The organism is Pseudonocardia kujensis (genome assembly GCF_021283305.1).
GTDB classification, from domain to species: domain Bacteria; phylum Actinomycetota; class Actinomycetes; order Mycobacteriales; family Pseudonocardiaceae; genus Pseudonocardia; species Pseudonocardia kujensis.
On sequence record NZ_JAJSOK010000067.1, the window covers coordinates 1 to 12,393 of the forward strand.

The 12,393-nt window shown below is 66.4% G+C and carries 10 protein-coding genes and 4 pseudogenes; 4 read left to right on the plus strand and 10 right to left on the minus strand.

Features of this window, described 5'->3' with window-relative positions; all coding sequences use genetic code 11:
- Window positions 1–505: pseudogene (locus tag LWC35_RS31445) on the plus strand (hypothetical protein); the annotation flags it as partial.
- Window positions 506–1,127: 622 nt separating this feature from the next.
- Here LWC35_RS31445 and LWC35_RS31450 read toward each other — a convergent pair.
- The 3 genes and pseudogenes from LWC35_RS31450 to LWC35_RS31460 all read right to left on the minus strand — a co-directional run.
- Window positions 1,128–1,361, minus strand: a complete 234-nt coding sequence (locus LWC35_RS31450; protein ID WP_232873924.1) for a hypothetical protein — start codon at window positions 1,359–1,361, stop codon at window positions 1,128–1,130.
- Complete coding sequence (locus tag LWC35_RS39745; protein ID WP_269805140.1) at window positions 1,334–1,546, minus strand: hypothetical protein; 213 nt, start codon at window positions 1,544–1,546, stop codon at window positions 1,334–1,336. Before LWC35_RS39745 ends, LWC35_RS31450 begins: the two co-directional genes overlap by 28 nt.
- A gap of 311 nt (window positions 1,547–1,857) precedes the next feature.
- Window positions 1,858–2,136, minus strand: a pseudogene (locus LWC35_RS31460) (IS21 family transposase); the annotation flags it as partial.
- 688 nt (window positions 2,137–2,824) lie between these two features.
- On the opposite strand from LWC35_RS31460, the gene LWC35_RS31465 reads away from it, so the two are divergent.
- A complete protein-coding gene (locus tag LWC35_RS31465) occupies window positions 2,825–4,030 on the plus strand; it encodes an FAD-dependent oxidoreductase (RefSeq protein WP_232873926.1) in 1,206 nt (401 codons plus the stop codon).
- Window positions 4,031–4,097: 67 nt separating this feature from the next.
- Here the strand turns inward: LWC35_RS31465 and LWC35_RS31470 are convergent, their stop codons facing one another.
- Window positions 4,098–4,292, minus strand: coding sequence for a hypothetical protein (locus LWC35_RS31470; RefSeq protein ID WP_232873928.1), 195 nt, complete (start codon window positions 4,290–4,292; stop codon window positions 4,098–4,100).
- Between the two features lie 689 nt (window positions 4,293–4,981).
- On the opposite strand from LWC35_RS31470, the gene LWC35_RS31475 reads away from it, so the two are divergent.
- Window positions 4,982–5,431, plus strand: a complete 450-nt coding sequence (locus LWC35_RS31475; protein ID WP_232873930.1) for a RidA family protein — start codon at window positions 4,982–4,984, stop codon at window positions 5,429–5,431.
- Window positions 5,432–6,209: 778 nt separating this feature from the next.
- Window positions 6,210–6,800: a patatin-like phospholipase family protein gene (locus tag LWC35_RS31480; RefSeq protein WP_308194709.1), complete on the plus strand. Its 591-nt coding sequence runs from the start codon at window positions 6,210–6,212 to the stop codon at window positions 6,798–6,800.
- A gap of 355 nt (window positions 6,801–7,155) precedes the next feature.
- On the opposite strand, the pseudogene LWC35_RS31485 reads toward LWC35_RS31480, so the two are convergent.
- The 6 genes and pseudogenes from LWC35_RS31485 to LWC35_RS31510 form a co-directional block, all read right to left on the minus strand.
- Window positions 7,156–8,070: pseudogene (locus LWC35_RS31485) on the minus strand (IS701 family transposase).
- 80 nt (window positions 8,071–8,150) lie between these two features.
- Window positions 8,151–9,077: a fumarylacetoacetate hydrolase family protein gene (locus LWC35_RS31490; RefSeq protein WP_232873935.1), complete on the minus strand. Its 927-nt coding sequence runs from the start codon at window positions 9,075–9,077 to the stop codon at window positions 8,151–8,153.
- A 31-nt stretch (window positions 9,078–9,108) separates the two neighbouring features.
- A pseudogene (locus LWC35_RS31495) lies at window positions 9,109–9,411 on the minus strand (RidA family protein); the annotation flags it as partial.
- A gap of 63 nt (window positions 9,412–9,474) precedes the next feature.
- On the minus strand, window positions 9,475–10,383 hold the full coding sequence (locus tag LWC35_RS31500) for an alpha/beta fold hydrolase (RefSeq protein WP_232873939.1): 909 nt from the start codon (window positions 10,381–10,383) through the stop codon (window positions 9,475–9,477).
- A gap of 11 nt (window positions 10,384–10,394) precedes the next feature.
- Window positions 10,395–11,822: an amidohydrolase family protein gene (locus LWC35_RS31505; RefSeq protein ID WP_232873941.1), complete on the minus strand. Its 1,428-nt coding sequence runs from the start codon at window positions 11,820–11,822 to the stop codon at window positions 10,395–10,397.
- A complete protein-coding gene (locus tag LWC35_RS31510) occupies window positions 11,783–12,364 on the minus strand; it encodes a DUF1173 family protein (protein WP_232873943.1) in 582 nt (193 codons plus the stop codon). The genes LWC35_RS31505 and LWC35_RS31510 overlap by 40 nt, the downstream gene beginning before the upstream one ends.
- Window positions 12,365–12,393 lie beyond the last annotated feature (29 nt).

Sequence of the window (12,393 nt, forward strand, 5' to 3'; positions counted from 1 at the left end):
ATACAGCCGAACAGCGCGTTCACGCAGCTCATCGGGGTACTTCTTCGGTGCAGCCACCAGTGCCTTCCTTCCTGGCTCCGCCGAGGGAACCAGTCTTCAGACACTCCGGCAAAGCGGGGGAAGCTCAACCACCGGGAAGAGTGCCAACCACCAGCCCGGAGTATTTCTGGCCTACGCCGGCGTCAAGGGCCGAGCGTTGATCGACAGTGAGCTCGATAACGACCCGACGCCACTGGTCGTCGTTCTCTGTCTGCCGACGCCGTGGACCGAGGCCGCTGATCGTTGCGCTCGGGCGGGCATCCTGGAAGGGGCGGGGTTCGCTACGAAGCCGGCCGGGGCCTTCAACGACGAGTCGGGGGTGACGGCGGACAAGGCCCACGCGCAGAACCGCGCCATGCGGGCCTGGCTGGCCGATCACGAGGTGCCGTTTGTGTTGGCCGCCTGCAACGACGACGTGTTCACCCTGGCCGGAGCCCGGGACTCCGAGGCCGGCCAGCGCGGGTAGGAGCGTCGCGCGGACGGCGCGGACGGCGCGGACGGCGCGGGTGCGCGCGGCGAGCGGATCTATGACTAGACCGTCGGCGCCCTCGGCACCGCCGGGCTCTCCGACAGCTGGGGGCACTGGCTGCTGGTCCGCCGACAAGCCGAGCCGAGCCGAGGCAAGACGGTGCGTGAGCGCGCCTTCTACCGCTGCGCTGCCCCCGCGGTCACGCCCCTGCGCGAGCTGGTTTGGGTCGCTGGCGCGCGGTGGGCGATCGAGGAGTGCTTCCAGACCGCGAAGAATGGGGCCGGCCTCAAGCATTACCACGTCCGCTCCTTCCGGGTCTGGTACGCCCACATCACCTCGCGATGTCGGCCGCGGCCCGACCATGAGCGAGCTGCCGTCGCAGTACTAGTGATGCCCTCGCAGGGGCGGACAACATGCGGCGAGGCGACCGGGGAGAGACTCGGAGGGCGATGTCGACACCTGGCCTCGTACTGTAAGTCGTTCGACTTGGGCGGGCGACTATGATCCGTCGGGTGGCTTTTCGTGTCAACTAGCGAACCCACGGGACCCCGCATTCGGCGCAGAGTTGGGCTCGGACGGCGTGTTCCGCCCCGGACGCGGGGCGTACGGCAGGGGCCGGTCAATGCCCTGCTCCTGCTCCGAAAATCCCGCACCCCGAGCGCTCAAGCCGCCCCGGGATCGATCCGGGGCTCGACGGTGACGGTGAGGCCGAGGGCTTCGAGTTGAGTATCGCGCGTCGACGTTGCTGCTGCCTGCTGACCTTGATCGCTGCGGCCGCGCCGGGGTCGCCATAGAGCGCCCCGGTGGAGAGCAGGTTCCACGCGATCACCAGGATCTTGTGGGTGACCGCCATGATGGCCTTCTGCCCTGCCGGCGCATCAGCTGCCGGTAGTAGGCGGACAGGTAGGTGTCCTTGTTCTTGACCGCCGCCCAGGCGCACTCGGTGAGGACGTCGGCCAGCGGGGTGCCGATGTCGTCGATGATGATCAGACCGGTGCGGATCAGCCGGGCCAGCGCGCGGGTCCAGGCGACGGTCATCCCGGCTTCGACCGCGGCCTGGCCGAGTGCTTCGCAGAGTGGCTCTTCCGGTCCCGGACGGGCCGCAGACGCAGAGGTTCTCCCGCCGCCCTACCCATTCCAGGCTGGTGAGCGCGTCCTGGGTCGGGCGCGGGATCGTCGAGGACGCGGCGTCCCAGTCCTGCAGGGTCTCCCGGCGGGAAACCCGGCGCGGGCGCGGCGGGTCCGCAGGTTCGTCGCGTCGCGGCCGGCGGCCTCCTCGGCGAGCAGGACCCGGACCAGCTCGGCGTGGTCCCAGCGCTGGGTTCGCGCGGTCGGGACGAGGTCGAGCAGGTGCGGCGGGCGGTGCGCTCCCCGCCGGTGAAGCCCATCGCGGTGATCCGCGCATGCACCAGGTCGGCGCGCACGCGGCCACTGGAGCGGGCCACCAGCTCCTCGATCTTGGCCAGGTAGGCGTCGCTCGGGCGGGCCCGGTGCTCGCGGGCCACCGCCGGCTCCCCGGCCGCACGCAGCGCCACGTACCGGGCGACGGTGTGGTTGTCACACCCCGCCAGCTCGGCCGCCGCACGGTAACTGCCCGTGAGGTCGTAGGCCTCGAGAATCTCCACGATCTCCTAGCTCCGCTTCACCGGCAGACCCTTGCCGCCGGCCATCTGCTGTGGATCACCGGGGAGATATCTGGCCGTCAGCGGGGAGAACGCCGGCCATCACCGGGGCGGTAAATGGCTGCCTACGGGGAGCTTGGACTGGCCGCTGTCACCGAATGGACCGGACTCTGCGCGTGGAGTTCGGGACCGGGACGATGCAGCGCATATCGCGACGCAGCTGAGACACGGATTCGAGTCGATCCGTCAGCGGGTCAAGCGGGCCGACATCTACGAGGTGTATCGATGGGGGTGACAACTGCTGAGCCGAAGCGTACGCGGAAGCTGGAGCAGCAGAAGGCGCGAGCTCGAGCGAGCCCATGAGATCTTGAAGCTCGCGGCGTTCCCAATCGTGGGCGGAACTGGATTCGTCACGATAGGAGGTAGTTCAGTTATCCGACGCAACCACGAGCCCGTTAAGGGGACTGCTGCCACTCACAGGTGAAATATCGTGTCGCCCAACTACGACATCGCCGGGGCTTCCGGAGCCTAGCGGCTTCATGCCTCGACTCCTACACTACGGATTGTGAAGAGCCGGTATTAACGCGAGCGTCACGTCTCTTTGGCAATGTCTGCGCATCGTCGAACGCAGGTTACAGGGGCAACTCGGTCTACCTATAGTTCGACGCATCGTGCCATGACATACAGGAGCGCCATGAAACAGCTTAAGGTGGCGATCGTCGGCGCCGGAATATCCGGGCTGACGGCTGCCGTTGCGTTGCATCAGCGTGGACAAGATGTAGTGGTCTTCGAACAAGCAGACGAACTGGTAGAGATCGGTGCTGGTTTGTCGGTGTTCGCCAACGGCCTTCGCGTCCTCGAACGTCTGGGGGTCGCCGATGCAGTCTATGGCGCCGAGCGCTCAGAGCCCGCCGAGGTGGTGATTCGCCACTGGAAGACCGGTGATCACATCGCATCACAGGACCTCGGCAGGTCTTCCTGCTATCGACGAGAGTTCGGCCATCCGTACCTCGGTGTCATGCGATCACACGTCCAGCGCGCGCTGACTAACGCGCTGCCGCCCGACGCTATCCGACTCGGACACTGCCTGGTGGGTTTCAATCAGGACCGAGGCGGCGTTGAGCTCACATGGGCGAACGGTACGGCGACTCGCGCCGATGTTTTGGTCGCTGCCGACGGCGCACGCTCGTTCGTGCGAGAGGCCCTGTTCGGAGACACAACGCACTACTCGGGAACCAGCGGTTTTCGTGGCGTCGTCGCAGCGAACGACGTCCCCTCGCTCGCGACACCGCAAAACGGTCAGTACTGGGTCGGTCCGGACGCTCACCTCCTGCACTTTCCGGTGGATGCAGCGAACAGCCGTGTGTGCTTCCTCGCAGTCACCGAGTCGCCCCGGCAGTGGCCAGGCGGTAAAAGTTGGAGGGTGCCGTGCACTAATTCAGAGGCGCTGGAGCCATTCCAAGATTGGCATCCGGCGGTCACGGAGATGGTCGGCGCAGTCGAGCACACCGAGAGGTGGGGACTCTTCTCGATTGGGCCTCTGGCGAGATGGGGCTGCGGTAGAGTCATCTTGCTGGGTGACTCCGCACACGGCATGCTGCCCCATTATGGTCAGGGGGCCAATCAAGATATCGAGGACGCTTACGTACTTGCCGACATCCTGGCGCACGCGCAGTCGGAGAGCGATTTAGAGGCCGCTCTGTCGACGTACGAAGCGGCCCGCAAGGCTAAGGCCACTCGCGTTCAAGAGGCGTCCTGGGTCGCTAGCACATGCCTTCACGTATGTGATGAGGAAGCTCCAAGCCGCAACGCTAGGCTCGCGGCCGTCTTCCGTGCTGCCCGGTGGATGCACAGCAATGACACACCTGCTCTCGTGGACCAGATGAGCCATCACTGCTAAAGATGTTCAATTGCCTGAAGTTGTGAAGGCCCCAGGGCCAGGCGGTCTTGGCGACCACGGCTTCTGATCAGTCGAGGCGATACCGCATCTGGGTGAAGTGGCTCTTGGTGATCACCGCGAGTTGGGCGATGATTCCTTTGGCCAGGTCGCCTGGCTCTTCTTGAACGGGAACCCCACACCGCACTCGCTTGACCGGGTTGAGGTCGGACGCGTAGGGCTGAAGGAGGAGGAACACCGTCAGCCAGGAGCGGGCGTCGACCATCCGGCGCAGCGGGCGCTGAGGCTGTGTGTTGAGCCGGTCTCACACCAGCACGAGGTTCCCGCCCCGCCGCTGGCGGGCCTGATCCAGCAGCGCGATGCAGTCGGCCTCGGCAAGGGCCCTTGGGGTCGTGCTTGCGCCCGCGAAAGATCCGGGGCCGGTAGAGCAGGCGCACCGCCCGGGGCTTTACGTAGAGCAGCCCGGCGATCGAGACCTTGCCCGAACTCCTGCCGGTAACCCGCACAATCGATCACCCGCACTATCGGGGTCGGGCCCGGCTGCCCCAGTGCGGCCCTTGGGCGGCCTCAGTCCCTGGCCCGCCTCGTCCTGGAAGACCAGCCAGGCGTTCAGGTCCGCCGCGGTCCTTTTATCCGTGGTCAGTCCCTGAGCTTCGAGGTGGTGATCGCCTCATCGTCCCGCTCGGCGGACCAGCCGTGCGGGCACCTGTACGCTCCAGCCCATCCGGTGCAGCATGTTTTGCGGCTGCCGGCCTTTCAGTCGCCGCCACCGATTCGCCGACACCCGCACACCATAACGTGCAAACTGCGATGTACCCTTGACCCCCCTTGAAGGGCACATTCAAATAGTAGTCGTACAGCTCCGACTCGTAATCTAACGCGATCCGCCTCCTGCATCGGGAGAACCTTCACAATTAACGCCGGAGTGACGTGCTGCAAGCCATAGTGGGATCGATGACAGTTGGACAGAAAGGCACTGCGATGAAGCGACGAGAGTTCAAAGTACCGGGCAGTCCTGAGCCGGTTAGCCACTATACCGACGTAGTCACCTACGGTGGCCTCGCCTTTGTGTCAGGAGCGCTCGCCGTTGACACGGAAGGAAATGTTGTTGGACGTGGCGATCCGGCGGCTCAGGCTGAGTGCGTCCTTGAGCACCTTGGACGCGCATTGAAGACTGTGGGCTGCTCGCCGGCAGATGTCCTACGCGTCAACGTGTACATCACCAACATCGGCGATCACACCCTTATTCGGGCCGCGCGTGAGCGCTTTTTTGGCGACGCTCGTCCAGCTAGCACCCTAGTGGAAGTCGGCGCACTAGTCGTCCCCGATTGCTGCGTGGAGATCGACTTGGTGGCGGCCGTTCCTAAGTCGACGAGCAGTTCTGAAGGCAAGGGTAACGCATGAGGCTGGATACCGTAAACGGCTGATTACAGGAGTCGCCGAACTCTTTCTAGATGATCCGTTGTCCGAGAGGCTCAAGATTGGCGCTATGGTCGGCATCGAGCCGGAGTCCGGCATCCTCGCCTGGCCCCGCAGGCTTGGCTGTGCAACCACGCAGGGGGCGTCGGCGGGCTCATCGTCCTGGAAGGCTTCGATGACGTCGACATCGCGTTGACTCCACCTCGGCGCGGGCGCACGGCGCTAATGTGGGCAAACTCGAGCTGCTCGGCAAACGTCTGATCGACCTGACGTCGGCCGTGATCGTCCTGTTCGTGGTGCCTGCGATCAACCTCGCCGAGCAGCTCGACCGCGCTGGGTGAACGCCAACAGGATGATGCGACCTGTTCGCGCTGCAGGACGGGGCCGACAACCCCGTCCGTTCCCTGAAGGAACGGCCGGGCGCGTGGACCTGGGGACTCTGACCGTGGGCTATTCGGGTGTCTACTCGGGGTTTCCTGCGCCACGCCGAGCGCGTGTCGGCCGACTGCAACATCGACACCCTGGACATACTCGTCGAGGTCGGCCGGTGCGGCTGGTCGGCGGTCAGGCGGACGTGATCGTAGACGTCGCTGTGGACCTGGCCGCCCGCCGGGTGGCGCAGTCGCCTGCCCGCGCACGTGGCACCGCACCCTGCGGCCCCCACCGGCGTGACAGCGCACAGCCACGAGGCGGGCCCAGAGCGCTCCCCTTCCGTCAGCACCGGCCCCGTCTGCGATCATGACCGGCAGGCCTGGGTTCGCTTATCACACTTCAGGAGTCGTCACATGGTGGTCTCACTCCTTCCCCCTCACGCGCACTTGTACTCGGCGGGGGCGGGGTGACAGGCATCGCCTGGGAGGTCGGTGTCCTGGCGGGGCTGGTCGATCAAGAGGTGGACCTGGGCAACGCCACCACGGTGATCGGGACCTCGGCAGGATCGTTCGTCGGCAGCGCCGTCGCCAGCGGGTACGACCTGCAGCGGCTCTACGCCGTCCAGCTCGAGCCGGACGAGAACAAAGTCGACGCCAAGGCGTCGGAAGCCACCATTTCCGCCTGGTGGCAGGCCCTCGCCGAGGGCGGCGCCGACCCACGCAAGGTCGGCGCCGCGATGGGACGGATCGCCAAGGCGAACCCCGAGCCGGTGCCCCTGGCCACCCGCCGCGCGGTCGTGCGCTCACGCTTGGTCACTACTGACTGGTCCAGCGCGCTGCACGTCACAGCGATCGACGCCGCACCGGCGAGCTGCACGTGTTCGACCGACACTCGGGGTACCCCTCGCCGATGCCGTCTCCGCCAGCGGCGCGGTCCCCGGGCTCTGGCCGCTCTAACAGTTCCAGGGCCGCTCCTGGATTGACGGCGGGATGGTGTCCACCACCAACGCCCGCAGGGTCGCAGGACACGACAGGATCGTCATCCTGGCCCCGATGCCCGCCGGGTACGGGAAGATCCCCGGCGCAGCAGAGGACGCAGCGGCCTAGCCGAGAACGCCGAGGTTTCCCTCATCACACCAGATGAGCAGAGCGTGGAGGCAATCGGTCCCAGCTGATCAGTCGGGTGGTCGTTCGCCGCGGCGTCGGTAGTGGCAGGCGCGGGCCTCGTGTTGGCGTTCGCGGCGCATCTCGACCAGTGCATGACATGGTCGATGCTGGTCAGCGGGATGAACGCGAGGGCAGCGAGGAGGCGGCGGATCTCGTTGCCGCTCAACGGGATCAGCCGTGACCGGCCGGTTGGAGGTCCCCCTTTTCAGCCTCCTGGGCGCGGGTGACGGCGAGGTAGGCGGCGGCGAGCATGGCCAGGGTGATGTCGGCGTGCCAGGCCCGGTACGAGCGGACTTGGTAGTGGTCGAGCCCGGCTTCGTTCTTCGCGGTCTGGAAGCACTCCTCGATCGCCCACCGCGCGCCAGCGACCCAAACCAGCTCGCGCAGGGGCGTGGCCGCGGGGGCGGCGCAGCGGTAGAAGGCCAGCTCACGCACCGTCTTGCCCTCGGCGGGCTCGGTCTGGCGGCGCACCAGCAGCCAGTGCCCCCACCCGTCGGGCAGGCCGGTCGTGTCGAGGGCGACGGCGGTCCAGTCATAGACCCGCTCGCCGTGCGCTCCGGCTCCGATCGAGCGCCGCTCCCACCCATCCAGCTAGGTGTCGGGGTCGCGGGCGCCGGCGATCGTGGCCAGGACCTTGGCCTGGCGGCGGTGTCGGTCCGGGCTGGTCAACACGTCGTCATTGCGGGTGGCGAGCACGAACGGGATCTCCCGGTCGGCCAGCCAGCCGCGGACGGTCGGGTTCTGCCAGTAGGCCTCGTCCGCGGTCACCGACGAGGTCGAGGTGAGTAGCCCGGCGGCGTGAGCGCGGGCGAGCATGGCCGTCCCGAGCCGCGGTTTCGTCGCGAACCCCACCTCGTCCGGGACCCCTGCTCGGTGCAGCGCACCCGGTCCTTGGTCCAGGAGGTCGGCCGCCCCGGCATGCTCGGCGAGCGTCCAACCGTTCTTGCGCTCCAACCCGGCCAGCAGCCCACGCAGATACGTGCCAACCCGCCTACGCGGCTCCACCCTGCGGAAACGGCCCCCGATCAGCTCCACCACCGCGTCCAACGAGGCCACCCACCCGGCAAGATCCACCACGGTGATCATCACCGCCGAACCGGGCTCAGCCTCTCACGACACCCCGAACCGCCGTTGCAGAACCAGCTGAAGATCCCGCGGCTGCTAGATCATCTTCCCCAGGTGGAGTGGAGCTTATCGGTCCCTACGACCCCCGAGGTTGCCGGAGAGGAGGAGGCCGTCTCCGGTAACCCGGTGACGAACGTCTGGCGCATCGCGCCGACGCCGTCAACGAAGCTCTTGAGCTGGTCACCGGGCCGGAGGAACCGGCGGGGAGTGCGACCCATGCCGACACCGGGGGGCGTCCCGGTGAACAGCAGATCACCCGGAAGAAGAGTCACTGTCCTGCTGAGCCGGGAGATCAGCTCGGGAACTCCGAAGATCATGTCGGAAGTGCGAGCCCGCTGAACCTCGAGTCCGTTGACTGAGCAGCCAAGCTCCAGGTCGTCGGGGTTCGCCAGGGCATCAGGGGTGACGAGAGCCGGGCCGATCGGGCCGAATCCTGGATGGGACTTCGCAAGGCTGAACTGGGGAGCAGACCCCTGCATCTGAGCGACTCGTTCGGACAGGTCCTGCCCAACCGTAACGCCCGCGACGTACTCCCACGCGTGCTCGGCCGTCACGGCGGAGGCCTCGCGGCTGATCACAACGACCAGCTCCACCTCCCAGTCGACCTCACCCTCAGGAAGCACCACCACGCCGAACGGCCCCGCCAAGCAGCTGCTGAACTTCGTGAAGACAACGGGGTCCGCAGGGAGCTCGAACCCCGTCTCGGCCGCATGATTGACGTAGTTCAGGCCGATGGCAAAGACCTGCCGTGGGAACGGCACGACAGGCCCGAGAGCACCGGCAAGCGGCCCTGAGGTGGGCTCGTCAGCCGCTGCGACCATCTCCGGGATGCGGTCCCAAAACTCGTCCCATCTGTCGTACACGGCCTGGGGGTCGGACGAGAAGACGCCTCGACTCACCCGCTCCACGTCATGCGGGTTGCCGTCGACGTCGACGGTGAGTCGACCCCTTACGTTCGTCAGACGCAAAGTTCCCCTCCCCAATCCTGAGACTTCGTGCTCATGCCTGCACCGCCGCCATGAGCTCAATTTCCACGGCCGCCTTCGGATGTGCGGAAGCGCCGACCTGAACCAGCGGGCTGGCCGGATACGCGTTGCCCCAGAAGGCGTGCCGTGCGGGGTTGATCCGACGGCGGTCCTCGATGTCGGTCAGGTAGACGTTCACCTTCAGGACGCGCTCCGGCCGATTGCTGTACGCGCCTAGTGCCCGCTTCGGGTTCGCGAGCGCCTGCTCGGCCTGGGTCACGGCGCCGTCTCCGACCATCGCGCCGCCCGCAGTAACCCCAAGGCACCCGGACATGTAAGCAACCCGTTGTGGACGACCGCGTAGTGACCCAGCGCCTCACCAAACTCCGGGACTCGGATCTCACGCTTCTCGGGCGACAGCGGCTGTGTGCTGGGCACGGCCAACTCCTTCAGGTAATAGTTGGGGCGGAACTGCTGAGAGGAAGGCAATAAGATCTTGGTTGACGACTTCCGCCCGCTCCAGATACGGCGCATGCCCTGCTGCCTCAATGGTGATGAATTGGCAGCGGTCGGGGAGCTGAGCATGCACTGCAGGGGCAAGAGAGATCGGAACCAGAACATCGGAGTCACCCCACATCAGCATCACACGTGCCGGGTCGAGATCGCGCAATTCCGCCCCGACGACGTCGTCATCTATCAGCTCGGCGAAGTAGTCGGCGTAGCGAGCGAGTGCTGTGCCGGCGCCTCCCGAGTTGTTGATCCGCCATTCCTCGAGCACCCACCTGTCCGTGACCAGACTCTGGTCCTGCACAAGGTTCTCCAGCTTCCGACGAATGCCCGGACGGGACGTATCGACGACGGCCCGGGCAAGTGCCTCCCTACCAGCGGGTCCAACCGGCACAATGCCCATCGGCCCGACCAGGACGATCGAGCGGACACGATTGGGAGCGTCGAGAGCGAGCCTGGCTGCGACGTGGCCGCCTAGAGAGGTCCCGACAACGTGCGCGGAGTCGATCTCCAGACGGTCCATCAGGTCGAGGACCCACTCCGCCAACGCCGGCACGGTGTGCGGGAGGTCGGGCCCCTTGTCTGCGAACCCGTGGCCAGGGAAGTCCACGGCATAGGCGTGCAGCCCTGCGCCGGCGAGAGCCTCAAGGTTGGCACGCCACCGGTCGGCGCGGGCACCTAATCCGTGGAGCAGGATGACGTGCTCGGTCCCGGCGCCGGTTTCGAGGACGCGGGTCGAGGCCGTCGCCGTCGCAAACGGATAACAGACCATGGGGGTTGTCTCGGCCAGGTGGGCGCTCATGTCGTCCCGTCCTAGTCCGGCATGACAGCGGACGACTCGCGTGTCTTCACTGTCGCGACGAGGTCGGCCTGGTCGTCGGCGCTCCACGGCGCTCCGTCACCCGTGGGGACGGGCGAGTCGATCCCGTAAACCAGGTCGTAGGTCAGGTCCGCCGTCGAGTAGGTGATGGCCCTCTCGTGCGGCCAGTGACGGGACAGGGCCTCTTCGTCGAAGACCACCGGCTTGCCGTCCTTGATGACGGTGACGATGTTTCGCTTATCCTGGAGCACTCGGATGTCGGCGAGCGGGTCACCGTCGACGATGATGATGTCGGCGATCATGCCGGGCTCAAGCGTGCCGATTTGGCCCTCGAGCCCGAGCATCTTCGCGCCGTTGACCGTGCCTGCTTGGAGAGCCTCCATCGGGGAAAGACCCGCGTAGGTCATCAGCAACTCGAGTTCTCGGGCGTGCCACTCGCCATACGGGGTGACGGCGAAGCCGCTGTCAGTGCCAAGGGTGAAGATGACACCGGCGTCGTGAGCGCGATGTAACGTCTCCGCGGTGCACTCGAGGGAGCGAGCCATGCCGTCGCGCAATTCCACTGGTGCGCCGACCAGCTTGCCGTAGTCGGTGATGTTGGCGAGCAGCAGGAGCGTGGGCACCAGGGGCGTCCGGCTGGCGGCGAGCTTGGCGATCACCTCGTCGGTCATCGCGTTGCCATGCATTATCCAGTCGATGCCTGCGTCAAGCGCTGCGCCGACCTCCGCCGAGCCTCGCGCATGGATCGTCAGCGACTTGCCGAGTTGATGGGCGAGGTCTGCCACCGCCTTCAGCTCGTCGTTAGTGAAGGCCTGGTAGTCGCCATACGGGCTGTCGGCCAGCTTGATCAGGTCGACGCCATTCTTGACCTGGTGTCGGACTTCGTTGATCATCGCAGGCAGCGTGTTGGCGAGGACGCCGATGGAGCCTTCGGGCACGCCGACCGAGTCGGGAAACCAGTCAGTCAAGCCGTTGCTGGTTGTGATGTAGCGGCCCGCGGCCGTCATCCTCGGGCCCAGCACGAACTCGTCGCGGATCGCGTCGCGGATTCCGACGCCGATGTAGTAGCTGCCGCCGGGCTGGGAGATCCCGGTCACGCCGGCCCGCAGCACCTTGTGCGCGTGAAACGCTGCCTTAAGGGTGCGAGACTCAGGGCTGGTGTAAAGGTCGATCTCCTCCTCCGACCGCGACTCGCCATAAGTCATGTGGCAGTGCGCGTCGATGAGACCGGGCATCACCGTGCGCCCCGTGGCGTCGATCCGGGCGAGGGGCTCTCCCCGCGGGACCAAGTGCTCCCCCACATCAGTGCCGACCGAGTGGATCCTGTTGCCCTGCACCAGCACGGCAGCCCCGGCCTGTGCCGGCGCTCCGGTCGCGTCGATCACGGTCCCGTTCTCGACGAGCAGCCAGTTTCCGGCCATCTTGCGTCGCCTCCGTCCTGCGTCACGTCCGAGTCCGAACGTGAGGCAACTGTGGCGAGCGAGCGTGAACCTGGGCGAAACCGGCTACCGCCGCAGGTTCTAGAGCAGCGGCACGGTGCTGGCTGTAGGCCGAACCCCGAGCTCGGCCATCGCCTCCTCGCACTGACGAAAGACGGCAACGACTTTGCGGTCAGGGGGCCGTCGCGCCAGGCAGGAGGGCCGGTGATTTCCCACTCCAGCGACGGATTCTGCGTGGCCGCAACGTGCTCGTGCTTGGCCTTCCTCCGGGCCTCGTAGGCGGTGCGGCCGGGCACGCCCCAGAGTTCGACGAAGGTGGGCGGGTCGGTGTCGAGCAGCACGAAGTCCGGGAAGATGTCGTTGTGGGAGTCGTACCGCAGCGGCTTGAGCACGGGCCGACCCGCCGCTATCGAATGATCGGCCATCCGTACCTCATAGCTCGAATCGGCGGGCAGGTAGCCGCGAGTGGTCAGCATCGCCGCGCCGTCGACCGAGGTCAGGTTCCCGGCGTCGGTACGGTCCACGATATGCGCGAGCTGGTCAAAGCACTTCG